General features: G+C 68.7%; 12 protein-coding genes and 3 pseudogenes. 7 read left to right on the plus strand and 8 right to left on the minus strand.

From position 1 onward, the window contains the following. Positions 1 to 621: 621 nt before the first annotated feature. The 4 genes from AC0NH5_RS10435 to AC0NH5_RS10450 form a co-directional block, all read right to left on the minus strand. On the minus strand, positions 622 to 840 hold the full coding sequence (locus AC0NH5_RS10435; protein WP_474402394.1) for a hypothetical protein: 219 nt from the start codon (positions 838 to 840) through the stop codon (positions 622 to 624). After that, a complete protein-coding gene (locus AC0NH5_RS10440) occupies positions 837 to 1,121 on the minus strand; it encodes a WD40 repeat domain-containing protein (protein WP_474402931.1) in 285 nt (94 codons plus the stop codon). Before AC0NH5_RS10440 ends, AC0NH5_RS10435 begins: the two co-directional genes overlap by 4 nt. 21 nt (positions 1,122 to 1,142) lie before the next feature. Beyond that, complete coding sequence (locus AC0NH5_RS10445) at positions 1,143 to 3,182, minus strand: NB-ARC domain-containing protein (protein ID WP_474402395.1); 2,040 nt, start codon at positions 3,180 to 3,182, stop codon at positions 1,143 to 1,145. 319 nt (positions 3,183 to 3,501) lie between these two features. Then, on the minus strand, positions 3,502 to 3,693 hold the full coding sequence (locus tag AC0NH5_RS10450) for a hypothetical protein (protein WP_474402396.1): 192 nt from the start codon (positions 3,691 to 3,693) through the stop codon (positions 3,502 to 3,504). Between the two features lie 43 nt (positions 3,694 to 3,736). Here AC0NH5_RS10450 and AC0NH5_RS10455 point away from each other — a divergent pair, with 43 nt between their 5' ends. Next, positions 3,737 to 8,335: a hypothetical protein gene (locus tag AC0NH5_RS10455; protein ID WP_474402397.1), complete on the plus strand. Its 4,599-nt coding sequence runs from the start codon at positions 3,737 to 3,739 to the stop codon at positions 8,333 to 8,335. A gap of 564 nt (positions 8,336 to 8,899) precedes the next feature. On the opposite strand, the gene AC0NH5_RS10460 is transcribed toward AC0NH5_RS10455, so the two are convergent. Further along, positions 8,900 to 9,376 carry a BMP family ABC transporter substrate-binding protein gene (locus AC0NH5_RS10460; protein WP_474402399.1) on the minus strand — a complete coding sequence of 159 codons (477 nt, stop codon included), beginning with the start codon at positions 9,374 to 9,376 and terminating at the stop codon, positions 8,900 to 8,902. A 153-nt stretch (positions 9,377 to 9,529) separates the two neighbouring features. Here AC0NH5_RS10460 and AC0NH5_RS10465 point away from each other — a divergent pair, with 153 nt between their 5' ends. Both AC0NH5_RS10465 and AC0NH5_RS10470 read left to right on the plus strand, forming a co-directional pair. Next, positions 9,530 to 20,428 (plus strand): LamG-like jellyroll fold domain-containing protein, encoded by a 10,899-nt coding sequence (locus tag AC0NH5_RS10465; RefSeq protein WP_474402400.1) that lies wholly within the window; start codon positions 9,530 to 9,532, stop codon positions 20,426 to 20,428. 5 nt (positions 20,429 to 20,433) lie between these two features. Further along, positions 20,434 to 20,874: an SMI1/KNR4 family protein gene (locus tag AC0NH5_RS10470; RefSeq protein WP_474402401.1), complete on the plus strand. Its 441-nt coding sequence runs from the start codon at positions 20,434 to 20,436 to the stop codon at positions 20,872 to 20,874. A 363-nt stretch (positions 20,875 to 21,237) separates the two neighbouring features. Here AC0NH5_RS10470 and AC0NH5_RS10475 read toward each other — a convergent pair. Both AC0NH5_RS10475 and AC0NH5_RS10480 read right to left on the minus strand, forming a co-directional pair. After that, a pseudogene (locus tag AC0NH5_RS10475) lies at positions 21,238 to 21,603 on the minus strand (GntR family transcriptional regulator); the annotation flags it as partial. 189 nt (positions 21,604 to 21,792) lie between these two features. Continuing rightward, a pseudogene (locus AC0NH5_RS10480) lies at positions 21,793 to 22,110 on the minus strand (hypothetical protein); the annotation flags it as partial. 72 nt (positions 22,111 to 22,182) lie between these two features. Between AC0NH5_RS10480 and AC0NH5_RS10485 the strand changes: the two are divergent. Continuing rightward, positions 22,183 to 22,395 (plus strand): annotated as a pseudogene (locus AC0NH5_RS10485) (MmyB family transcriptional regulator); the annotation flags it as partial. Between the two features lie 114 nt (positions 22,396 to 22,509). Here AC0NH5_RS10485 and AC0NH5_RS10490 read toward each other — a convergent pair. Then, positions 22,510 to 23,445, minus strand: a complete 936-nt coding sequence (locus tag AC0NH5_RS10490) for an SDR family oxidoreductase (protein WP_474402403.1) — start codon at positions 23,443 to 23,445, stop codon at positions 22,510 to 22,512. A 205-nt stretch (positions 23,446 to 23,650) separates the two neighbouring features. Here AC0NH5_RS10490 and moaA point away from each other — a divergent pair, with 205 nt between their 5' ends. From moaA to AC0NH5_RS10505, 3 genes are read left to right on the plus strand one after another with little or no spacing between them, the layout of a single operon-like run. Further along, positions 23,651 to 24,661 carry a GTP 3',8-cyclase MoaA gene (gene moaA / locus AC0NH5_RS10495; protein ID WP_474402404.1) on the plus strand — a complete coding sequence of 337 codons (1,011 nt, stop codon included), beginning with the start codon at positions 23,651 to 23,653 and terminating at the stop codon, positions 24,659 to 24,661. A gap of 23 nt (positions 24,662 to 24,684) precedes the next feature. Then, positions 24,685 to 25,836, plus strand: coding sequence for a monooxygenase (locus tag AC0NH5_RS10500; RefSeq protein WP_474402405.1), 1,152 nt, complete (start codon positions 24,685 to 24,687; stop codon positions 25,834 to 25,836). Positions 25,837 to 25,839: 3 nt separating this feature from the next. Next, positions 25,840 to 26,115, plus strand: a complete 276-nt coding sequence (locus AC0NH5_RS10505) for a hypothetical protein (RefSeq protein WP_474402406.1) — start codon at positions 25,840 to 25,842, stop codon at positions 26,113 to 26,115. Positions 26,116 to 26,171 lie beyond the last annotated feature (56 nt).

Below are 26,171 nucleotides of genomic sequence, written 5' to 3' on the forward strand. Positions count from 1 at the left end.
CCACGACAGTCTCGTCAGCCTCGCCTGCGCCATGATCTGCTGGCGCCGCTTGATCAAATGGACCACGTAGAGATCGCGTTAGGAGCTCTTAACGCGGTCAACGCGCAATTCAACGGAACGGCGTTTTGAGACCGGAGAGCGGGAACGGCTGTGCGAATACATCGAAGGCATGCTGGATGACGCCGGGATAGACCTGGACGCCTTCGCTGCACGCCATCGGATAACGCGCCATGAAATCACGGACGAGTGGCGGGACTGGTGACGCCCGGCTGAGTTTTGTTGGCTGCCGAACCGCCAGCTCGATTGCGAATAGCGTATCCATATGTGCCGCCTATCCGCTCCCTGGCCGCACACAAGGCATGCGCCGACGCACTCTCCTGCCGCTTTGGGTTGCTGTCTGGTGCTACGCCTTGGCTGCGGAACGCCACAGCGCACCGGCTCGGTGGCGAGTCGTCTGCGAGAAGTCGGGCGAGCTTTTCGCCGTGGCCAGGGCATCGCTCGTCCTGGTATCGAGCGGCCAACCGCTCGCGAAAGCGGGGGGAACTCAAGGCGACGTCGGTTCGCCTTGCGAGTCCGATGGGTGCAATGACATGCGGCCCGCACGAGGTCCCGGATGCCTAATCAAGGCGGAGGTGGAACGAACCTGAAGCGGTACAGCCCGGCTGCGCCGCCGGCGGTGATGTTGTGGTCGGCGGAGTCCCACGTGCAGCAATACATTGAACCCTCAGTGCGCATCAGGGCAAGGCAGGCGAAACTGGTTCGACACCAGATCCGTACTGTCCCGTCGACGCTGGTGGTGGCCAGCCAGGTGCCGTCCGCGGTGATCGCCACCGCCCTCACCGGGCCGGTGTGGCGCGCAGGATGTGCAGCTCCGCGCCGGAGCCCGCGTCCCAGATCCGCACCGTCGCATCGGAGCCGGCGCTGGCCAGCCAGGTGCCGTCCGCCGCGATCGCTACCGACCTCACCGGGCCGGTGTGGCCGCGCAGGATGTGCAGCTCCGCACCGGTGCTCGTGTCCCAGACCCGCACCGTCGCATCGACACCGGCGCTGGCCAGCCAGGTGCCATCGGCTGCGATCGCCACCGCGTTCACCGGGCCGGTGTGGCCGCGCCGGATGTGCAGCGGCGTCCAGGAGCCCGCATCTCACAGTCCCACTGATCCGTCGTCGCCGCCGGTGGCCAGCCAGGTGCCGTCCGCCGCGATCGCCACCGCCCTCACCGGACCGGTGTGGCCGCGCAGGACGTACGGATCCGCCCCGGTGCTCGCCTCCCACAATCGCACCGTTCCGTCGTCGCCACCGGTGGCCAGCCAGGTCCCGTCCGCCGCGATAGCCACAGCGTTCACCGGGCCGGTAAAGCCGCGCCGGGTGTGCAGCTCCCCTCCGGTGTCAACATCCCAGATCCACAGCGTCCCGTCGATGCCGGCGGTGGCCAATTGGGTCCCGTCCGCCGCAAATGCCATAGCGGTCACCGCGCCGTCGTGGCCGAGCATGATGTGCCGCCTCTTGCCGGTGCGCGCATCCCACAGGCGGATCGTCCCGCTGAAGCTAGCGGTGGCCAGCCAGGTGCCAGCTGCCGCGATCGGGCCGGTGTGACCGCGCAGGATATGCCGCTCTGTGCCGGTGCTCGTGTCCCAGATCCGCACCGTCGCGTCGGAGCTCGCGGTGGCTAGCCAGGTGCCGTCTGCCACGATCGCCACCGCCGTCACCGGGCGGGAGTTGCCGGGCAATATTCGTCGGATGGCAGGGTCGGGAAGATCCGGCAATACCCAGATGAGGCTCAGTCGGGGATGGGGGTTCTCGCTGACGAGGTGGCGGGCTTGTGGCCCCCACTCGGGGTCGTGATCAACGCGGCTGTACAACACGTCGGTGAGCGAGTGTGGCGGATCTGTCGGTGTCAGCAGGTGTGCATTCTGACCGAGCAACCGAGTAACCCGAGCCGAGCGTGGGGTGGTGATGTGCGTGAGGTCAGCGACCGGCGCGGCCGGCCCTACCTCGTACAGCCGTGACTGCACCCATCGCAGGTCCGTTGCAAGCGTCTCCGCGTCGGTGCTGCGGCCGGCGGCGAGCAGGTGCTCGATAAGGTGATCACGCAGATAGCGCTCCCTTTCCGGCAGCGTCCACCAAGCGGGCACCCAGTCACCGGCGCCCAGGGCCGCGGCCGCAGGGGCAAGGTCGGCGGCGACCGCGTCGAGCAGCGTCTGGTGTACTTCGCCAGCTCGGCCGGCGAGTTGCTGGTGCAGATAGTCGCGGACAACGTCGTGCAGGCTGATCGTGCCGCCGGTCCCGGTCGCTGTCATGGTCAGCAAGGCTAGGTCAGCCAGCCAGACACAGAGCATGCTCGTTTGGTCCTCGTCGAACCCGCCGGTGACCTGCCACAGCTTTGCCACCAAGGTGACCGGAACGGTCTCGTCCTCGACGAAGATTGCCAGTTCGGTCAGCCGGGCGCGTTCCTCAACGGTGAGCAGCCCGGCGCTGGCCTCGATCGTCGCCGCGACCGCTTTGCTGCGCTGGTCCGGGTCGTCGACGTCCAGCTGCTGCACGTCCACCCCGGGGAGATGCCCGGCCGCCCGCAGTGGCCCGTCACGTCGTAGCCGCTCCAACAGCCTCTGCGCTACTACGACCAGGTCGGTGTGCGACTGGGCCCGCTTGAACAGGTTGCGGTTAGTCAACCGTAACAGCAGCGGCCAGCGGCCGGTCTCCACCAGCAAGGCATCCACCACAGCTACCGGTAGTCCGGGCAGGTCAGCGGTCAGCACCCGCCGGGCCTGCTCCGGTGACATCTGATCAACCGGCACCGGGATGGCTTGGCCCCCCATCAGCGACGGGATCCGCGTTGTGACCAGCCGGGCACAGCGGCCCGCCACGGGAAACGCCGCGAGCTGGTCGTCGAACCACACATCGTCAAGCACGAGTAGCCGCCGCGGCCCGTCGGCGAACACCGCCGCAAGGTGCTCCGCCGCCTGCCGGACATCAGTAAACGACTGCGCCCGACCCGCGTCGATTCTCTTGATCAGGTCGTTGACCTTCTCCACCAGCGCGCCACGGCGGGCGTCGCGGCCCAACGTCACCCAGAACACCCGGCCGTCGAAGCGGCGCAGCACCCGCCGATCCGCGCGGACCAACCGTGCCACCGTGGTCTTCCCGAACCCGCCGGCACCGTGCACCGCGGTGGTGATCCCCACCGTGCCGGCCCCGCGACCGCGCACCACCGCACGAACGATCTGCCGTACCTCAGCAGGTCGGTCGACCATCCACGACTCCGGCCGCTGATCAGCCGGAACCAACTCGACCAGGCCCTGCTCGTAGCGCCGCGGGTCCTACGCGAGACCGGCCTGGTCGACGACGGACGAGCAGATCGTGCAGCTTGCCAAGCTCGTCGGCGCTGCGCAGGCAGCAGCATTCAAGCGCGGCCCCTGCACGGAGGGGCCGCGTTCGCGCTGAGAGACTCGCATCTGGAGCTGCCGGTTCAGGACTCGCCGGGGGAGCTATGCCACGTGTCGTCTACATGTACGTCGTGCCGTTGATGTAGCGGTAACCACTCCAGTACCAGTAGTAGCCGGCGCCGTACCAAGACGTCTGGCAGAAGTTGCTCCCTTGAACAAGACTGCGGTAGTTAGCCCAGGTCTTCAGGCCATATACCGTGTTTCCACTGTCCTTGATCTGCTGTCGCTGGTGGCCGAGAAGCGGCACCATGCGAGCGTTCACCCTTTTCCGGGATCAGCTCTTGGGAGACGGCATGGCGCAGATCGACACGGACATTCCGGATCGCGACTCTCGCACACTTGAGGTCGCCGCGGAGCCGGCCGAATCTGCGCCGACCGAATCCGCGCCGGCCGGGAACTACGCCGGTCACCGTGCCGACGCCACCGGCATCCATCTCGTCGGAGACGAGCGACAGCCGGTACCCTTCGCCGCCTCGGCGCCGCTCAACCTTGCCGGCCATGCCACGCTCGAAGTTCCGCTGCGCGACACGTTGCACGGGCCGGTGACGGTCCGCATCCTGGCGCCCGACGGCACTGTGCTCGCCACCCGATCCGAGGACGGCCCCAGGCTGCCGCGGCGCGTGACGCTCAAAGCCGACCCCCGGGCATATGGCACGCCACAGCCGAACGACGATCCGGCCGCATCGCGGCCGGCGCGGCTGCGCGGTCAGGTCATCGACGCTGCAGGCCGCCGCAGCGCCGCCGGCCTACAGGTGGTCGTTTGGGGAGCCACGGCCGCCCAGCCGGATACGAAGGACTTCCACGCGCTTCTGGTAGTGACGACCGACGGGCAGGGCCACTTCACCGGCCCCTACCCGGTGGGCGTCTTCACCGCCGCGCATGCCACCGTCGGGCTGTCCAGCGGGCCGGTTCCGGTTGACGTCCATCTCGCCGGCGGAACCTTTCCGGAAACCGTCATCCTCGTCGTCGACCTTCCCGAAGCCTCATCGGTGCCGGCGGACTGTGGTTGCCAGCGGGATGTTCAGGCGCCACGGGCTCCGGACGCCTTCGAGCTGGCCCGGGCAGACGGCACGTTCTCGATGGACGCCGGCGCCGGGCGATGTGTGGATTTCACCAAGCCGGATCGCACGCTCGAGGAGTTCTCGTTCAGCTACGTCGTCCGGACCACCGAGCCGGAGATTCGGGGCCTGGTCCTCGACGAGCCCCGCAAGGTGCCGGCCGCGGTCGTCGGCTCCTACCTCTCTGGGCTGGTCGAAGATCAGCGGGGTCTCGTGGCCTCGGGTGGGCCGCTCGGCGCCGAGGTCGAGTTCGACGCAGGAGTGCTCAAGTCGGCCCTGCGTGAGCCAGGCGCTGTCTCGATCAACACGGTAGTCAGCGCGGCCCGCCAGTCCCTGCACGGCGACCTGATCCGCTACCTCGGACGGTCGATCGCGCGCCAGCCAGGACGACGGCCGCTCAACGCCGGCCACCCGGTCGACTGGGACGACGACCCTACGATCTATCAGGCCACCACGATCGCCCACGGGCATCTGCTGCGCCTCAAGCAGGAATGGGTGGCCGACGGCTATTCGATGGGCAACCTGCTTTACAGCCTGCCGCTCGCGCCGGGGCAGAAGAAGCAGATGGCGGTCGTCGACTGGGAGCGTCGGGAAAGCGCCTCCCGCGACGAATTCCGCGAGTCTCGGGACAGCCTCGAGGCGGTCGTCGATCGCGACCGGGACATCAGCGAGATCGTCTCCGCCACTTTGAGCGAGTCGACGCGGGGCGGGTCGAGCGCCTCTACGAGCAGCGTCGCCGGTGGCATCGGGATCGGCGCGATCATCCCGCCGGTTGGTGGGCTCCTCGGCGTCGGCGGTGGCACGTCAAGTGCGGACAGCGCCGCCTGGCAGAACTCCTCGCGCCGGACCGCGGCAAACTCGCTGCAGCAACTGCGGGACCGGACGATCCAGGCGGCGTCGTCGGTGCGAACGCAACGCACATCGGTGGTGTCGACGGTCTCCCAAGGCGAACGAGTCACGGCCACAACGGAGTCCGTGGCCAACTACAACCACTGCCATGCCATCACCGTGCAGTACTTCGAGGTGCTGCGGCACCTGCTGGTCCGGCAGCGGCTCACCGACGTCCAGGAATGCCTGTTCGTTCCGATGCTGATGTCCTGGTTCACCCGGGACAAGGCGCTGCGCTGGCGCAATACCCTGGTTGACGCCGTGCCGCCGCGGCTGCGCGGCGGATTCGACGCGCTCGAACGTATCGACGCCGGCTACGCCGGCAGCGACCTGCCCACCGGCCGGTACGCGGACGAGAACCTCGAGAGTGTCGAAGGCGAGCTGACCATTCGCTTCCAGCTGACCCGGCCGGCGGATCAGGACGAGCGCTTCGACGCGTCGGCCTGGCTGCCGCTGACCAGGCTGTTCGGCTTCAACCCCGAAGACTTCTACGCCCAGTACCTCAGAGATAAGGCGTTCAAGGACCGCATCTTCCTTCAGCAGCTCGGCCCGAAGATTGCTTCCACCGTGGCGCAGGTTCTCCAGATTACGGCGTCCCGCACCGATGAGACGACGGTCGACCTGCGCCTCGACGCCACGCTGCTTTCGAGCTTCGTCAACGACCGGGCACTGTCGGTCACCCTACGCATGTCCGGGGCGCTGCCGCCGGTGATGCGGTCGGACATCAAGGCTCTCACCATCAGTTCTCGACTGAGGCTGCCCGGCTCTCCGTTCGTCATCGAAACCCTCCCGGTGGGCTCGCGGGTGATCGTCGAGAGCGGATCACTCCGCTACCGGACTGCCCATCTGTCCGAGGTCTTGTTCAGCCGGCAGCAGATCCGCAACGACCTCGCCGGGAGCGACGACGTGCGGGTCGAGACCCCGCTCAACCGCCAGGAGCTGCGGAACCCGCGCGAGGAAGACAAAGAGCTCGCCCGCAATCTGCTCGACCACCTCAACGAGAACATCGAGCCGTTCCACCACCGAATCTGGGCCCGGATGAGCGACGCCCGGCGTTACATGCTGCTCGACGGATTCGAGGCGCCGAACTCCGGCGGGCGGTCCGTGGCAAGCGTGGTCGAGAACCAACTCGTCGGCATCGTCGGCAACAGCCTCGTACTGCCGGTCGCCCGCGGCTTCCACCTGGACCCGACGTACCGACAGGACGCGGAGAACCCGATCGACCTGCTCGAGCACTACCAGCCGAACACCCCGATCGAGCCGTCGCGGATCGCCGTTCCTACTCGGGGCGTCTACGCCGAGGCCATCATGGGCTCCTGCAACTCCTGCGAGGTCATCGACGAGACACGGTTCTGGCGGTGGAACGACGAGCCCATCCCGGATTCGCCCACCCAGCTGCTACCGGTTTCGACCGACACCCGGCGTGCCGAACCGCTGCCCACCACGCCGACGGAGTTCCCGGCCCCGATCATCGCCATGCAGAATGCGCCCGCGGCACCGGATCCAACCGGCCTCGGAACAGCGCTCACCCTGCTGGGACAGTCCGGCGCCTTCCGCGATATCACCGGCCTGACCGGCACCCAGCAGAATGCCGCCGCGGCGCTGCAGCAGGCGTTCCAGACGGCGACGACGTTCGGCACCAAGGCCGCCGACCTGGCGCTGCAGGCAAAGATGGCGAAGGACATCGACAAGGCCATGAAGGCGATCCAATCCGCGAAGCAGCAGGGACTCATCACCGACGAACAGGCGGCCGGACTCACCGAGACCGCGATCCGCGGCATGATCGGCGCTGGCACCACGAATCCGAAGAGCGCCGGCACCACCGAGGACGTCGAGAAGATCACAAAGACCGCCGGCGATGAGAAGGCCTCGGTGTCGGTGACCCGGCCGACCGGAGAGAAGATCGAAGTTGATGCCCGGCCCACCACCGCCGAGGACGCTACAAAGCCGGCCGTCACCCTCACCGCAGGCACCGAGGACCCGCAGACCCGCGCCTTCCACCCGGCCACGAACGACAAGACGCTGGTCATCCAGGTGGAGGCCGGCACCCGGAACGCCCCGGCGGGATCCCGGCTGAGGTGGTCCAGCCCCGACGCAGGCGCCGTGACGATCGACAGCCCGAACGCCGCACGGACCCGGGTCCGCGGCATCATCCCCGGTATCCACAACCTCGACGTCGAGCTGCTCGACAGCGGCGGCACACGGATCGCCAGCACGAAACTGAAACTGTCGGTGCCGCAGTGCGTGCGGCTCGTCGAGAGCCCCGCCGACTTCGACCAGGCGCTGTCCGATGCGCAGCTCACCGGCACCAAGGCCGACGTGGTACGGCACATGCGGCTGACGGTCGAGTCCCTGCTGGCCGGGGCCAACGTGCGGGTCTTCTGGCAGGTCGTGGGTAACAACGAGGCCTTGCCCGCGCACGTGCCGACGACCAATGTCGTCGTCGCGACCCTGCGGAACAAGGATCCCAACGGCAACCTCGGGGTCACGAACGGCCCGAGCACCGGGGACGCGTTCGATGAGTCCATCGATCTCTTCCCCGGGATGTACGCCGAACCGAACGCGATCGACGTCGACACCGAAACCCAGGCCCTCATCGTGCAGTTGCAGAGCAGCCTCAGCAGCGACGCGGCGCTCATCCCGGTCGCGACGAAGGTCTTCGGTCGGCTCATCGGCGAGACCACGGCTCACGAGATCGGGCACGCGCTGCTCTGGGACGACCTCCCCGGCAGCGGCCACAACACGCCGTCGATCCCGAATGATCTGATGAATCGGGGCGTGGACCGGTTGTTCCGCCAGCGCACCGGGATGGGGAACACCGTGCAGGTCAGTCCGGTGCGGCCGGAGCACTACGTGGACCATGGGCTGGGCGCGATCGGTGGTTTTCAATTGGCCAACCAGGCTCGCATCGACTCCCAGTGGCCGGTGCCGCCGGCGTTCCTCTGACGGCAAGCACTTCAAGCCGCCGCTACTACCGGCGCAAACTCGCCGAGGGCAAGACCACTATGGAAGCCATGCGGGCCTTGAACGGCGACTGTCCGACGTCGTCCACCGGCAGATGGCCACTGACGCCCAGCGGCTCAGGACGGGTCCGGGAGGACACGTGGGGGCGACCCTGCGATCCAGCGCGGCCGACCCGAACCCCAAGGCCGGCACTTCGGAAAGTCACGTCCCGGACCCGCCGAAGACCACCTTGGAGCACGGCTTCTCACCGCCCCTTGACAGCGCGGTGATGGTCCGCGATGACGTCGAGCGCCTCCGGCGTCTCTGGTGCCACTCCGGAGCGCAGGAGCTGAAGGACCCGTGCGTCCAGGCGGGTTCTCCGACTCCCTGCGCGACCTGAAGTGGATCTCGGTAGACGGGTATCTGATCCTGGTCGAGAACGCGCCACAACTGCTGTCGAGCAACCTCGGGGATCGGCGTACGCATCTCGTCGTTGCTGTAGCTGTCTTGGCCGGCTTCGTCGGCTCGGTGCGCCCCGGCTGCGGGTGGTCCTGGCCAGTGCGAGCGTCAGGAGACGAGGTCGGCGAGTTCGCGGTCGATCGTCTCATCGAACGAGCCGGCCGCCACGACCGACACATTGGGCGCCTCGGCCCCGCTGTCGATGGCCAAAAAGCGTACGGCGGGAAAACTCTTGGCGGTTGCCGCCACCGCATCGGTCTGCGTCTTGCCCACCGCGACCACGATCCCGCATCGGCTCTCGGCCAGCGAGGTGAGATGGGCCTGCGCGTTCGCCGGCGTCTGCGGCCCGGCGACCGCGAGGTACTGCACCCGCGCATGGCTCGACAGCGACGCCTCCTGCATGGCCGTCCACAGCGGCTTTGCCGCCGCGCCGGTCACCCCGGCAGAGTCGGTGAGCAGGCAGGCAGTGGCATCGACGTAATCCCGCTGGCGCGGCGCTTCCGGCCACAGTAGCCAGGTGCCGAGGCCGGCGACGGTCACCAGTGCGGCGGCCCCCGCCGCCCACCACATCACACGTTGACGCACCGGCGGAGGGTACATGCCGATGATCATCAAAACAACGGCTTGTCTAGCCGCATCGGTTCATCGATGATTTCTGCGCTGTGCGTGATCGCCGCTCATCGGTCACGGTGATTACGGGGGAGCATCATGCGCCGCTGGCTCGGTGTCGTTACTGCTATGGCTTTGGCCCTGACCGTCGGACTGCCGCCAGGGGCGCTTCCGGCCGAGGGTGGATTCCCGCTGCGTGGCCTGTTCTCATGGCTCGAGCAGCCGGGCGCCCTGGCCGACGTGCTGGGCCTGCCGGTGCAGGAGAAGCCGTCCGGCGAGGGCCGGGGTCACTATGTCTCGGCCGACGAGACCCGCTCCGACGGCGGCGCCGGCCAGAAGGCCGGCCGCGGCATCGGCGCCGTTCCCGCCGAGCTTCCCGAGCCGCCTCCGCGGAAGAAGTACACCGCGCCGGTCACGGCCGGCGCCGACAGCTTCGACGAGAAGACCAGCGTGCGCGTGCCGGAGCGGTCCGGTGAGCGGTTCACCGAATACCGCAACGCCGACGGATCGGTGACCCGCCGGCTCTACGGCAGCCGGGTCAACTTCCGCGACGCGGACGGCCGCTGGCAGCCGATCGACACCGAGCTGACCGGCCGCCAGGGCAGGCTCGAGACGAAGGCGAACTCGGTCGACGTCAGCCTGGCCCCGGCCGGCGCCGACGACGAACTGGCCACGGTGACGACCGTCGCCGGGGACAGCGTCGCGCTGGGTGTGGACGGGGCGGCCGGCGCGCCCGCCGCGGCCGACGGCTCCGTGGCGACGTACGGGGAGATCCTGCCCTCGACGGACCTCGAGGTCGAGGCGCTCGCGGACGGGCTGCGCAGCACGATCGTGCTGAAGGAGCGGCCGGCGGGCAACGAATGGGTGCTGCCGCTCGCCCTCGACGGGCTGACCGTGCGCACCTCGACCGACGGCTCGGTCGCCCTGGCTGACGAGGCGGGCCAGGTCGCGCTGCGGATGACGCCCGGCAGCATGGAGGACTCCAACGTCGACCCGAAGTCCGGAAGCGCGGCCCAGGCGCCGGTGACCCTCGCGGCGGCTACCGGGTCGGTGACCGTGTCCGCCGATCCCGCCTGGCTGGCCGACCCGGCCCGGCAATATCCGGTGCGGATCAGCGCGACGATCCTGACCGGGGACGCGCGGACGGAAACGTTCGCCGACGCCGACCCCGCCACGACCAACCGGGACACCGATGACCTGCCGGTGGGCACCTGGAAGGACGGGTCCGCGGTCGCCCGGTCATACATCGGGTTCGACGCCCGCGCGGCCGACGGCTTCGGCGACAAGGTGGTCAGGTCGGCCACGCTCAACCTGTTCCACTCGTGGTCCGCCGACTGCGACAACCAACAGCCGATTTCCGTACGGCGGGTGACCGAGCCGTTCGACGGCACCCCGCCCGACGACGAGGGCGGCCTGCCCGCCGCCCCCGCGTACTCCAACCCCATCGGGACCTTGGGAGTCTCGGACAACTACCCGGCGTGCACCAACGACGCCGGCGATCCTGCTGTCGGCAAATGGTGGAGCGTGCCCCTGGCGAAGGGCGCCGTGACCGACTGGACGGCTGGAGAGCCGACGGACACCGCGCTCGCGCTGACCACCACGGAGACCGACCCCGACGCGTTCAAGCGGTTCACGTCGGGCAACGTCGCGGGCGGCGAGTTCCAGCCGTTCGTCGAGGTGACCGCGGCCGAGAACACCCCGCCGCAGGTCAACGAGCAGTACCCGAGCTACGGCCGGGCCGTGTCGACACTCACGCCCGAGCTGATCGCCGACGCCTCCGACCCGGACGACGGACCGGGCTCGCTGCGCTACACGTTCATCCTGTACGACAACGACGGCAAGACCGAGATCGGCCGGTCGCCGCTGGTGTGGCGCAAGTCGTGGGTCGTGCCGGCCGGCATGTTCAAGTGGGCCGAGTCCTACTACTGGAGTGTGCTGGTCAGCGACGGCGAGGGCTCCAACGCCGAATACCTCTACAAGAACCTGATCACCACGCCCGTACCGCAACCCGCCGTCACCTCGGGGCTGTCGCAGAACTCGGGCCGCTCGTTCGACCCCGCCGTGGGCAACTACACCACCACGGCACGCGACGCGATCGTCACCACGGTCGGCCCGGCGCTCGAGATCGTCCGCCACTACAACAGCAACGACCCGCGTACCACCCAGGCACTCGGCGCCGGCTGGTCGAGCATCCTCGACTCCAAGGTCACCAACCGCGGAAACACGGTCGTGCTGACCTACCCGAACGGCCGCGAGATGGCGTTCGGCCGCAACGCCGACGGCACGTTCACCTCGCCGGCCGGGCGCAGCGCGATCCTGAACAGCATCACCGGCGGATACCGGCTGTGGGAGAAGGACGGCAACCGCTACGAGTTCCTGCAGGCCAAGACAGGCGGGGTCTGGGGGCTCAGCACCTTCAAGGACGTCCACAACCGCACGCTGAAGCTCAACTGGGTCAGCGGCCGGATCGACAACCTCGAGGCGGCGTCGGGCCGCAAGCTGTATCTCACCTGGGACAGCACCACCGCCCCGAAGCACGTGACGCAGGTCAGCACCGACGCGGTGAACGGCGCCGCGAACCGGTGGACCTACACCTATACGGGCACCGCGCTGACCACCGTCTGCCCGCCGACCTCCAGCACCAAGTGCCACTCCTACCAGTACGACGACGGCTCGCTCTACCAGACCGTGGTGGCCAACAACCAGCCGCTCTCGTACTACCGGCTGACCGAGACCAGCGGCACGTCGGCCCGCAGTTCCGTGCTCGAGAACGCCGGCACGGACAACGGCACCTACCACGACGTCACGTTCAACGTCGCCGGGCCGCTCGCCGGCTCGGCGGCCAAGGCGGTCGGCTTCAACGGCTCGGCGCGGGTCGCCCTGCCCGCGTCCAAGCTGGCCGGTGACGCCTCGAACCAGGCCGTCAGCATGTGGTTCAAGGCGTCCGCGAGCACCACGTCCCGGGTGCTGTACGGCCAGTCCTGGCAGAACAGCGACAACGCCATCACCAAGGCCGCGTACAACCCGACGCTCTACCTCGGCACGGAAGGCCACCTCATCGGCGGTTTCCCGGTCGGGCCGCAACCGGGCACCGCCATGGGCAGCCTGGTCACCCCGTCGACCAACGAGTGCATCGGCGTCGCCGGCAACACCGCCACCCTGGGCGCCAGGCTGGGGCTGTTCGGCTGCACCGGCACCGTCAGCCAGCAGTTCAGTTGGACGACGACGCGTGAGTTGCGAGTCACCAGCGGCGGCGAGATCCGCTGTATCGCCCCGGAGAACGGCGACTACGGCAAGGTCTTCGTCGTCACGGCCACCTGTGACGGCAGCGCGAAGCTGAAGTGGGACGTGCGGGCCAACGGCGAGATCGTCAGCGACTACTCGTACATGTGCTTCAGCCGGATCGAGGTCACCGGCCAGACGTACACCGGCGCGATCGGGCAGCGGCCCTGTGACACCAGGCCGCGCGCGATCTGGCAGCGGTACTTCCCCCGGCTGCACACCGCGATGAAGTCCACGGCGGTCGTCGCCGACAACCAGTGGCACCACGTGGTGCTCACCGCCTCGGGCAACTCGCAGACGATGTACATCGACGGCGAGGTGGCGGCCACCCAGACCGGGCTGCCGGTGCAGGACATCACACCGGTCTACAACTACCTGGGTGCCGGCTGGCTCGGTGGCGGCTGGCGGGACAGCGGCGTCGCCGATACCACCAGCAACGCGGGCTACCGGCGCAACTTCAACGGCGCGCTCGCCGAGGTGGCGCTGTTCGACACCCCGCTCAGCGCGGCGACCGCCAAGGACCTGTACGAGGCGAACACCCCGGTCCACCAGCTGACCAAGGTGCTGCGGCCGTCCGGCAACCCGGCCGCGCAGGTCACGTACGACGCGGTCAGCGGGCGGGTCAGCCAGGTGACCGACAGCAACGGCGCGTCCTGGAGCCCGCAGGCCCCGTCGGTCGGCGGCACCACCAAGGTGTACGAGAGCTCCGTGCTCGCCGGTGTGCCCAACAACTACTGGCGATTCAACGATGTGGCCTCGACTCAGGCCAAGAACCAGGTCAACGGCGACGCCGCGACGTACAACGCCGTCGATCTGGGCTACAACGGGCCGTTCTGGCCGCTGACCACGGCGGCCAACTTCAACGGTTACCCGTCCCGCGTCACCGTCCGTGATGCCGCGACGTGCGGCGCCGACTGCGCGACCGACATGAACCTGTACGCGGTCTCGATGTGGTTCAAGACGTCGGTCAACGGCTATCCGCTGTTCAGCTACGGCAACGCGGCGATTCAGAGCGGCACGACGACGAAGACGTACACGGCCCTGTACGTCGACTCCGAGGGCAAACTGCGGGGCCAGTTCGGCACCGGCACGATCAACCCGATCCGCAGTGCGGCCAAGGTCAACGACAGCAAGTGGCACCACGTCGCCCTCGTCACCTGGGACAACAACCAGAGCCTCTATCTGGACGGCAAGATCCAGGGCAGCCTGGCCGGCGCGCCGGTGCGCGACAACGTCGCGAAGTACATGTACGTCGGCGCCGGCTATCTCGGCGGCGGGTTCACGCCCGGCACGCACGAGACCGTCCCGCCGACCTCGCGGGGCTGGATGGGCCAGATCGCCGAGGCGGCCACCTACAGCAAGCCGCTCGACGGCAAGATGGTCGAGGCGCAGTTCAAGGCGCGCAACGCGACGACCGCCACGGCCGTGCCGTCGGTGACCTACAGCGTGCAGCATCCCGACCACACCGCCACCGCGCCCGTGGTGAGCCGCGACGTCCACGACCTGCAGGGCGGTCGCAAGCTCGCCGAGATCGACCCGATGGGCAACGAGACGCGCTACGGCTACAACACCAAGGGCTACCTGCGGACGGTCACCGACCCCAACGGCAACATGACGATCAACGAGCACGACGTACGGGGGAACGTCGTCTCGACGGCGACGTGTCAGGACCGCTCGTCGAACCGGTGCACGACGACCTACTACACGTACTTCCCCGACGCGACCACCGAGCAGCCCAGCGCCAGCGTGATGAACGACCGCCTGCTCACCAAACGGGGGCCCGGGTCGGCCAACTCGTCGGACGACAGATACCTGACGACGTACACCTACAACCCGGACAACGCGGTCCGCATCTCGGAGACCGACGCGCTGGGCCGCAAGACGACTGTCGAATACACCAACGGCTCCACCGCTCCCTCCGGCCTGCCGACGAGGATCCTCAAACCGGGCGGCAGCGTCGTCACCATCAGCTACAACGCCGCCGGTGACCTGCTCAGCACCACCGACCCGGCCGGCAAGCGGACCGAGTACGAATACGACACACTCGGCCGCACCACGAAGGAGACCGAGGTCGTCGGTGGTACGTCGCGGGTGATCGCGCAGTACGAGTACGACAAGCAGGACCGGGTGGTCAAGGAGACCGGCGCCGCGGTGACCAACCACGTGACCGGGGCGGTGCACACGCCGGTCACCACGACGGTCTACAACGACGACGGCCTCCCGGCGTCCGAGACCGTAGCCGACGCGACCGGCGGTGACGCGTCCCGCACGGTGTCGTTCGGCTACGACACGTTCGGGCGCCGCACGACCGAGACCGACGCGCTCGGCAAGACGGTGACGCTCGGCTACGACGCGTACGGGCGGGTCGCCTCGCAGACGCACGCCGACAACAGCGTCGTCCGCACCAAGTACGACCCGCTCGGCAACGAGCTCGAGGTCACCGTCGACGGCGAGACGGGGCCGGTCAAGAAGATGGCCTACGACCCCGCGGGCCGCCTGGCGTCGGTCACCGACGCGATGAACTTCCTGACCAAGTACGAGTACACCGACAACAACCTGCTCACCAAGGTCACCCGGTACAACAGCGCGAACGGCACCGGAACGGCCTACGTCGAGGAGCAGAACGCGTACGATTCCGCCGGCAACCTGACCTCCCAGATCACCAACAACGGCCTGACCAAGACCACCCGCACGTACGACGCGGCCGGTCGCGGGCTCACCGCGACGCTCGACCCGGACGGCCTGAACCGCACCACCACCCACACGTACTCGGTCAACGACGACGTGCTGACCACCACGCTCACCACCGGAAGCACGGTCGTGAGCCGGTCGGAGTCGATGTTCGACAAGCTCGGCCGGGCCCTGGCCGAGACGACGTACACCTCAGCCGGGCTGACCCCGACCTTCCGGTGGATGTTCGGCGAGATCGCCGCGGGCGGCACGGCCGACGCGGCGGGCAACACCCGCGGTGTGGCCGGCGTCGGGGCGACCTGGTCGACCGAGCGCGGCGGCTCCGTGTCGCTGACCGGAACCACGGCGGCGGTCACGGCGAACCAGCCGGTCGTCGACACCAGCCGCAGCTACACGGCCGGCATCCGGGTCAACATCGGCGACCGGACCGCTGACCGCACCCTGCTGTCGATGCCGGCCGCCGCCGGGCGCCCGGCCATGGAGCTGAAGTACGTCACGGGTAACGCGTTCCAGCTCACGGTCAACGGGACCACCGCCGCGGGCGCGGAGACCGCCCTCACGCTGAGGTCGGCCAGCGGGACCGTCCCCGCCGCCGGCACGTGGACGCACCTGGCGGCCTCGTACGACGCGACCAGCCGCACGGCCAGGCTGTACGTCAACGGCGTCGCGCTCGCGCCCGTCACCGCCACCGACTTCGTGCCCGTGACCGCGGCCAAGGTCCAGGTCGGGCACCTGGGCAGCGCGGCCGCGCAGGGCCTGTTCGACGAGGCGATCGCGTTCCAGTCGGCGCTCACCGCCACCGAGGCGCAGAACCTGAGCTCGGGCGCGGTGCCGGCGGCTGACGCCAAGGTGGTGCGCACCAGCCAGAACCTCGACGCGGACGGCTCGCCGGCCTCGGCCACCGACGCCCGCGGCTACATCACGTACGTCACCAACGACGAGGCCGGCCGGGCCGCCGTGCTCACGGCGCCGCAGGCCGCCAGTGTGACGGGGGAGGGGACACCGGTCGTCTCGGTGTCGACGACCCGGGTCGGCTACAACACGTTCGGCGAGCTAACCGAGCAGCAGGACCCACTCGGCCGGGTGTCGACCACCCGGTACGACGCGGTCGGCCGGCCGCTCGAGACCCAGCTGCCCGACTACGTCGCGCCGGGCTCGTCCACGCCGATCACCGCGAAGACCACCAACGCCTACAACGCGGTCGGCCAGGTCGCGTCGACGACCGACCCGCTCGGCAACACCACGAGCTTCGAGTACGACCGGTTCGGCCGTACGACCAAGGTCACCGCACCCGACGAGGGCGTCAGCTCGTTCGTCTATTCCAGGAACGGTGACCTGCTCGAGCAGACCGACCCGACCGGGGCCAAGGCGACCGCCACCTATGACTTCATGGGCCGCACGCTGACCAGCACGCACGCGGTGCGCCAGACCGGGCAGGCGAGCACGACGACGCTCCAGTACCTCACCGGGCCGTGGCCGGCCACGGTGACGTCGCCGGCCGGGGTGGTCACCGCCATGGAGTACAACGCCGCCGGCGAGCAGAAGTCGGTCAAGGACGGCGCCAACAACACCACGCTGACCACCTATGACGGCGCGGGACGGCCGGTGCGGGTCACAGCGCCCGACAACACCTATGAGACGGCGACCTATGACCTGGCCGGCCGCATGGTCGAGGCCAAGTCGTGGTCGGCGGCCGACGCGGCGCTGCGGACGGTCTCCAGCGAGTACGACGCGGCCGGCAACCTGGTCGCGGCCACCGACGCCCGCGGCACGACACGGACGTTCACGTACGACGCCCGCGGGCAGCTGGTGACACAGACCGAGCCCATCAGCGGCTCCGACACGATCGTGTCGGCGTTCGGCTACGACCTGGCCGGGCAGCGCACCCGGTTCACCGACGGGCGCGGCAACACCTTCTTCACCACGTACAACGTCTGGGGCCTGCCCGAGTCGCAGATCGAGCCGGCCACGGCGGCCCACCCGAACCTGGCCGACCGCACGTTCACGACCTCGTACGATGCCGCCGGCCGGGCCGTGCAGACCACGTCGCCCGGTGGTGTGCAGGTCACGTCCGAGTACAACAACATGGGCCGCCTGACCCGCAACACCGGCACCGGCGCCCAGGTCGCGACCGTCGACAAGACGTTCGAGTACGACGCCGCAGGCCGGGTCACGTCGCTGACCGGCTCGGCCGGGGCAACCACGATCGCGTACGACGACCGGGGTCTGCCGACGACGATCGGCGGGGTGTCGGGCGCGTCGTCCTACACGTACAACCTCGACGGCGCGCTGGCCTCCCGCACCGACGCGGCCGGGACGACCTCGTACACCTACGACACCGCCGGACGGCAGAAGACGGTCGTCAACAGCGGTGCCGGCGTCGACATGACGTATGCGTACAACAACATGTCGCTGATCAAATCGATCACCCACGGCACCGGCGGCAACGTCCGGTCGTTCGGCTACGACGACCTGCACCGGGTCACGTCGGACGAGCTCAAGACGGCCGGTGGCGCCGCGGTCGCGAAGATCGCCTATGGGTGGGACCGCAACGACAACCTCACCTCCAAGACGACGACCGGGTTCACCAACGCGGCCGCCAACACCTACACGTACGACCTGGCCAACCGCCTGATCGGCTGGAACAACGGCACGACACCGACGGTCTACGCCTATGACAAGTCGGGCAACCGGACCCAGGCCGACGGCAAGACGTTCGCCTACGACCAGCGCAACCAGCTGCTGTCGTCGTCGGACGGCACGCAATACCAGTACTCCGCCCGGGGCACCCTGACCAGAACGGTCGAGGGCGGCCTGGAGCAGGTGACCGTCACCGACGCGTTCAACCAGGTGACCTCGCAGACCACGGCCGGCGGCGACACGCGCACCTACACGTACGACGGTCTCGGCCGCATGATCAAGCCGAACCTTACGTATACCGGCCTCGCGAACACGGTCGCCCAGGACAGCACCACGACGTACGTGCGCGACGCGGCCGACGGTCTGGTCGGCGTCTCGTCGGGTGGCACGAAGCGGTACGCGTGGACCGACCTGCACACCGACGTGGTGGGCGAGTTCGCGGGCTCCGGCACCGCCCTGGCCGCGTCGGTGGCGTACGACCCGTGGGGCAAGGTTCTCGGCTCCGGCGGCATGATCGGGAAGCTCGGCTACCAGTCGCAGTGGACCGACGAGGGCACCGGCAAGGTCAACATGTGGGCCCGCTGGTACGACCCCGACACCGGCGCCTTCGACACGCGGGACGCCGCCTCCAACAACCCGACGCCTTCCTCGGGCGCGGCCAACCGGTTCGCGTACGCCGAGGGCAGCCCGCTCGGCAACACCGACACCACGGGTTACGGCGTCGACGGCAAATGCGGGACGTACGACTACGAGTGCGAGCTGAAGAAGTATCAGGGTCAGCTCGCCCAGTACAACCGCGACATGGACCAGCATCAGCGTGATGTGAAGTTCACCGGCGAGGACATCGCCCGGCACGAAGCCGACTACCAGCGGGCCGAGCGCGAGTCGCAGACGTCGCTGCTCGACATCCTGCTGCAGGTCGGTGTCGGCATGTTGCTCGACATGATCGGTTACAACTCGCTGGTGGGCTGCCTGGAGGGCAGCGCCTGGGACTGTGTCGACCTGGCGTCGAACTTCCTGGGGCCGATCAAGGCCTTGAAGATGGCCAAGTCGTTGTATCGGGCCGTGGACCGAGCCCTGAGCGGCTATCGGATGTGGCGGCGCATCGTCGACGGTGCACGCACGATGATGAGTCGCGCGGCCATGCTGATGAACCAGGCGCGTAAGCATCTTTCGGATCTGATGCAGAAGGTGCCGAAGAAGCCGAAACCGCCGAAGAAGAAGATCAAGCCGCCGGCGAAGAAAAAGCCGAAGCCCAAGGCGAAGCCCCGCCCGAAGCCGAAGCCGGCCCAGCCCGCGAAGCCTCCGAAGCCCAAGACCAAGCCGAAGAAGGTCGACAGGCCGGACCAGCGGTCGGCAAAGCCGGATCGTCCGGAGCGGGATCAGCCTGAGGCAGAGAAGCAGGAGGCTCCGCAGCGGCAGAACGTCGTGCAGCTCGACGACAAGAGCCCGGTGGCTGCGGCCTGCGCGACGCACAGCTTCGCCCCGGACACACGGGTGTTGATGGCGGACGGCACGACCAGGCCGATCGACGAGGTCAACCTCGGTGACGAGGTTGCCACCACCGACCCGAAGACCGGCGAGCACAGCGATCAGCAGGTGACGTTGCTGCACGCCAACCTTGACACCGAACTCACGGATGTCACGGTGTCGACCGCGCCCGCGGCGGCCGACCGAGCGACCCGGACGGAGGGCGAGGGCAAGGGCGGCCGTAGTACCCGCGGCCCGACTGAGTCGACGCTGGAGACCACTGCTCACCACCCGTTCTGGGACGCCACCACCGGTGAATGGGTCGATGCCGCGGAGTTGACACCCGGCACGTCCACGGTTGTAGGCCCCGACGGTCAACTCCAGTACGTCACCGCAGTACGCAACTTCACCGGCACCAGGGTGATGCGCGACCTCACCGTCGACACCACCCACACGTACTATGTGATCGCCGGCAGCTCCGCAGTGCTTGTGCACAACTGCGGGGAAGATTTCAACCCGACGATGAACGACGGGCCGATCGGCCCGATGCAGCTCAGTTCGCGGGGGAAACTTGTCCCGCCCGGCGTTTCGCGACTGCCGAGCGGTAGGTTACCGGCGAACTTTGAGTACGCCGGAAGAGAGTATGACGGCGACGGTTGGACTGATGCGATGAAGCAGAAATATTCGGCAGGCGTCCGATTCTCGCATGAAGGATTCCCAGATTTTAGTGCACACGCATCTCATACCGTTACTTTCGCGGGTGAATACGCTGGCAATACGACAACTGACTTCACGAATGCTGACAGAATGGCGGGCATGACCGGGAATCGTCCGCGTGGCTGGACCTGGCATCACCACGAGGACAAGAGGACGATGCAACTGATCCCTACAGATTTGCATGACGCTGTCCGGCATGCAGGGGGCCGAGCTCTTCTAAGGCGGTAGAGGTAGTGGTTGATTACAAGGAAGCAGGTCCGGCTGCGAAGCGCAGTGACATCGAGCGGCTCGAAGCGCGGATAGGAGCCTCGCTGCCTGAGGAGTACCGGTCGTATCTCCTCGAGCGGGATGGGGGCTGGGTTAAGGACAACACCTTGGCCGTGGACGAAATTTTCGGCACCCGTGAGGACGCGCCGTACTCAGGGAATATCTGGAGGAAACTCGAGGTATTCGGCACACGAGTTCCGGAATGGCTTCTTCCGGTGGCTCAAGATGTCTACGGGAACCTATTTGCGATCTCGTTGCGAAGCGCTGATGTGGGTACCATTTGGTTTTGGAATCACGAGGAAGAGGCAGATGAGGGTGAGCCGGCCAGCGAAGAAAATATCAATCAGGTTGCTCTGAGCTGGTCGATATTTCTTAGAGATGCGAGGCCAGTACCGGAGAGGGAATGATAATCTCGCCCGGCCCTTTCGCTTCGGTCTGTGACTACTTCCGTGTCTGACGGTGCTGGGTGCCTGCCGCGGTCCGGCCATGTTGCCGTCACGGTTGCCGTCATGACCGCAGGGCGATCGGCCATCGTGGATTAGCTCCGGGCGGGGGTGATCGGTGTCATCGGTCTATGGCCAACCCTGGCTTTGTTGGTTCGGTGCGGACGGCGTGCGCGCGGGGCCGTAGGTCTGTAGCGCGTGCGCGCGGCCCGGCCTTGTGCCGGGCCGTTTCCTTGATTACGTGAAGCAGTTTTGGACCAGCGCCGCCCGTGGTCAGGTTGTCGGCTTGCGGGGGCGGAGGGTCTTCTTGTCCGTCTGGGGCGGTTCGGCGGTCGTCTCGTCTGCTGTGCCGCTCGGGGCATCGTGGCGAATCAGGTGCGCGGGCTGCTTGGCGAAGTTGCCGTGGCCGGTGTGGTATCCGGCGACCCGGCCACGCAGTTCCGGGTCGGCGATCGGTTCTTGCAGTACCGCGCCGCGGAGAAGGTCGAAGGCGTCGGGGTGCACGAAGGTGCCTTTGCCGGCGACGCTGTAGGTGATGCGCCGGTTCTGCAGTTCCCGCAGTGCGCGCTGGGCGGTCATGGAGGCAACGCCGTAGAGGTCGGCCATCCTGCGGGCCGAGGGAAGCGGGTCATTGGGGTTGAGGCGTCCATCGCTGATCTGGTCGAGGACGTCGTCGACGACCCGCTGGAACAAGGCGCGCTTGTCGTCGGGTGAAGTCCCAGGCGTCGCCCTCGGCCAGGGTTTTGCTTTTGGCGGACGCGTCGACGCCCGGGCCGTCCAGCACGGACCAGTCCTCCTCGGTGAACGGGCGGTCGCGGTGCCGGTGCCCCCAGCTGATCGCGTGGAACGCCGAGGTCAGCACGACTCGTTTCACGCCCCGCGTCACGGGCCGCGCGCAGTACTCGCAGAGTGCCTTTGCGGGCCGGGGTGATCACGTCGTTCTCGTCGCCGCTGTTGTCGGTGTGCACCGGCGAGGCCACGTGGATCACGTAGTCGCCAGCCGGCCACCGCCGCCTGCCAACCCTTGTCGTCCATGAGATCCGCCGCCGTGAAGCTCAAATGCTGGTCGTTCGTCATTCCCGCATCGCGCAGAATCGCTCGTACGCTGTCCTCACGCTTCAGTGACCGGACGGTGGCCCGGACCTGGTACCCCTGTTCGAGCAGCTGCAGAATGATGTGACCAGCGATGAAGCCGGAGCCGCCGGTGACAAGAAGCGCTGCTGAATCATTGTTCGCTCCGCATTTATCGGTGGAATCGTGTCTGCCTCAACGATGCGGTCGGCGTCCTGCGCCTCCTACTTGTTGAATCTTGCTGCCAACAAGCCCCGCAGCTGGCAGCGCCCGCGCAAGGAAACCGTGCCACCGACTACGGCCCGCTTGGTCGCGACGCTTCCACTGCCGGCCTTCATCGAAGGCCGAAATCTCGACGTCCTGGCCGCCAACCCCTTGGCCACCGCGCTGTCACCGCGCCTGAGCGCCGGCGCCGAGCCCCGCGCTGCCCGCGCACGACGGCCGGTCCCGGTGGGCCGGTCTGACACACAGCGCCCGGCTGTTTCTGGCTCCCGCAGGATCGCCGGCGAATTGCTCCTGCTCGCCGGGTCAGCGGGTCAGGCGGGCGCCGACCAGTTGCTCGGAGACCTCGAGGACCCGGCGGGCGTCCTCCATGCTGCGCAGCGGGCCCCACAGCTCCTGCCGCGCGGGCGCACCGCCGACGTTGCCCAGACCGTTCGGCCCGTAGAACTGCCCGCCCGCCGAGTCGGGCCCGGTTGCGGCCATCAGCGCCGGCAGCGCGGCGGTGGCCACGGTGCCGGTGATGCCGATGCGGGACATCACCCGGATCATGCGGACGCCGGCGGTGTCCTTCGGCCGTCCCAGCCCCGGCTGCGCGGCGAGCAGGTTGGTCGGCGAGACCCCGGGGTGGCTCAGGTTGCTGGTGATGCCCCAGCGGCCCGCCTCGCTGCGGGCCTGCAGCTCCCGGGCGTACAGGCCGACGGCGATCTTGGACTGGCGGTACGCCTTCATGGCGTCGTAGTTATGCTCCCCGTTCAGATCGTCCCAGTCGATCGTTCCGCTGCGCGCCGCGATGCTCGTCTGGTGGGTGACCCGCGCCTCACCCTGCCGCAGCAGCGGCAGCAGCCCCTGGGTTAGCGCGAAGTGGCCCAGATGGTTGGTGCCGAACTGCAGCTCGAAACCGTCCTTGGTGACCTGGTGGGTCGGTGGATGCATGACCCCGGCGTTGTTGATCAAAAGGTTGATCGGCCGGCCCTCGTCGGCCAGCCGGTCGGTGAGGGCCCGCACGGACGCGAGGGAGGACAGGTCCAGCGTGCGGATGGAGATCTTCGCGTTGCGCACCTGACCGCGGATGCGGTCGACGGCCGCCTGGCCCTTGGCCGGGTTGCGGACCGGCATGATGACCTCCGCTCCCGCCGCGGCGAGGCGGGTCGCGATGACGAACCCGATCCCGTCGCTGGCGCCGGTGACCAGGGCCAGCTTTCCGGACAGGTCGGGAACGGTGATGTCGATCGTGCGAGGCATCGTGGGCTTCCTTCGTCGTGCGCTGTCGGCGCGGATCGGCGTGTGAACACATCGTGGGACCGCGGCGCCGCGACATTCAGGGCCCACTCAGCCATGGATCGCCGATCCCCCTCTCCGGCCGCCGGAGAGTGGGACAGACAGACCGTGGCTGCGGCGGATATCGGCCGAACACAATGGCCATCGCGCCGAGAGAAGGAGATACGCGATGGTGGAACCGCTCGTCGACCGCTTCGGGCGGGTGGCAACCGATCTGCGGGTCTCGTTGACCGACCTGTGCAACCTGCGCTGCACCTACTGCATGCCGGAGGAGGGCCTGGCCTGGCTGCCGCGCGAGCAGCAGCTGACCGACGACGAGGTGAACCGTTTGCTGCGCGTCGCGGTCGAACGGCTCGGCATCCGGGAGATCCGGTTCACCGGCGGTGAACCGCTGCTCCGGCGCGGGCTGACCGGAATCGTGCAGGCGGCGGCCGGGCTCCGGCCGCGCCCCACACTGGGGCTGACCACCAACGGCATCGGGCTCGACCGGCTCGCCGGCCCGCTGCGCGACGCCGGGCTGGACCGGGTCAACGTATCGCTGGACGCCCTCGACGAGGCCCGGTTCCGCACGCTGACCCGGCGCGACCGGCTCGGCGACGTGCTCGCCGGCCTGGCCGCAGCCGCGGCGGCCGGCCTGACCCCCGTGAAGATCAACGCGGTGCTGATGCGCGGCGTCAACGACGACGAGGCGCCGGCACTGCTGCGCTTCGCGCTGGACAACGGCTATCAGCTGCGATTCATCGAGCAGATGCCGCTCGACGCCCAGCACCGCTGGGACCGGCACACGATGGTCACCGCCGACGAGATCCTGGCCTCGCTGCACTCCTTCGGGCTGGCGCCCGACCCGGTCGCGCGCGGCGCCGCACCGGCCGAGACCTGGCTCGTGCCCGGGCACGCCGACGCCGCCGGGCAACCCGCCCGGGTCGGCGTGATCGCGAGCGTGACCAGGCCGTTCTGCGGCGACTGCGACCGCACCCGGCTCACCGCCGACGGGCAGGTGCGCGACTGCCTGTTCGCCACCCGGGAGAGCGACCTGCGGACGCTGCTGCGCGACGGCGCCGGCGACGACCGCCTCGCCGAGGCCTGGCGGTCCGCGATGAGCCGCAAACGCGCCGGCCACGGCATCGACGATCCCACATTCCTGCAGCCCGCCCGGCCCATGTCCGCGATCGGCGGCTGACCCGGCCCAGAAGGGAACCCCTTGTGCGACGCTTACCGGCCGCCGCCGCGGCAGCACTCCTGACGATCTCCACAGTCACGGCCTGCACAGACCCTGGCGCCGGTGAACCACCGGCGCGCCCGGACCACGTCCACCCCACGGTGGACGCCTCGACGGCACCGCTGCGCGCCGGGGAGCGGTTCGTGCAGCTGCGCATGCCCGGTACGTACTCGCCCGCCCCGCCCAACGGCGGTGACGACGACTACCGCTGCCTGATCGTCGACCCGGGCGTGACCGAGCGCGTCTTCCTGACCGGGGTGCAGTTCCAGCCGCAGGACGCGTCGATCGCCCACCACGCGATCACGTTCGCGGTCCCGCCGCAGGACGCGCCCACGGTCCGCGAGCAGGACGCGCGGGCGCCGGGGGAGGGGTGGACCTGCTTCGGCATGGACGGCGCAGTGAGCACCGCGACGTGGGTGGACACCTGGACGCCCGGCGGCACCGAGACGCTGCTCGACGGCGACATGGGCTATCCCCTCGAGCCCGGCAGCCTGCTCGTTTTGCAGATCCACTACAACCTGCACGGCGCCGGCGGCCGAAGCGCGGTGACCGACCGGTCGAGCGTCCGGCTCCGGCAGACCGACGGTACGGCGCAGACCGTACCGTTGGACACCGTGCCGCTGTCGGCGCCCGTCGAGCTGCCGTGCGTGGCCGGCGAGTCCGGGCCCCTGTGCGACCGGGCCGCCGCGATGGCCGACGTGACCGAGCGCTTCGGCACCGGGACCGGCGCCATCTCCGACTGGCTGGTGCGCCGGTGCGGCTACGCCGCGCCGCGCCCCGGCAACCGGCAGACCTGCGACTCCCCGGCGCCCGCCGGGATGACCGTGCACGCCGCCCGCGGGCACATGCATCTGCTGGGCCGCTCCATCTCGGTGGAGCTCAACCCGGGTACGCCGCACGCCCGGATGCTGCTTGACGTCCCTGCCTTCGACTTCGACGACCAGGCGCTGCACATCCTCCCGGAACCGGTGACGCTGCAGCCCGGCGACACGTTGCGCACCACCTGCGTCTTCGACGCCCGCCTGCGGCAGCAGCTGCCCCAGCTGCGCGACCTCCCGCCACGCTACGTCGTCTGGGGCGAGGGCACCGCCGACGAGATGTGCGCGCCGCTGCTGACCGTCTCCCCGGCGGCCTGACCCATGCGCGCCCGGGAGCCCGACCGTCGCCTGTTCGGCCGCGCCGCCGCCGTACAGCTGGGGATGGCCGGTCTGCTGGTGGCCGCCGGTCTCGGCCTGACCGTCACCGCCGACCACGCCGTCCGTGCCCCCGCGACCGGGCCTGCCGCACCGATGCGCTGGACTTCCGCCACGGTGCGACGTGCCGGCGCCCGGCGGCGACGGCGGGCTGGTGGTCGGTATCCACCGGGTACGCCCGTCGGCGTACCGCAGCGCCTGAGCGCCACGACCCGTGGCTGATCCACGGACTGATGAACCCTGGTAACCCGTCGATGCCGACAGCGAGAGTGGACGGG

The sequence above is a fragment of the Actinoplanes sp. 13 genome (assembly GCF_056134165.1).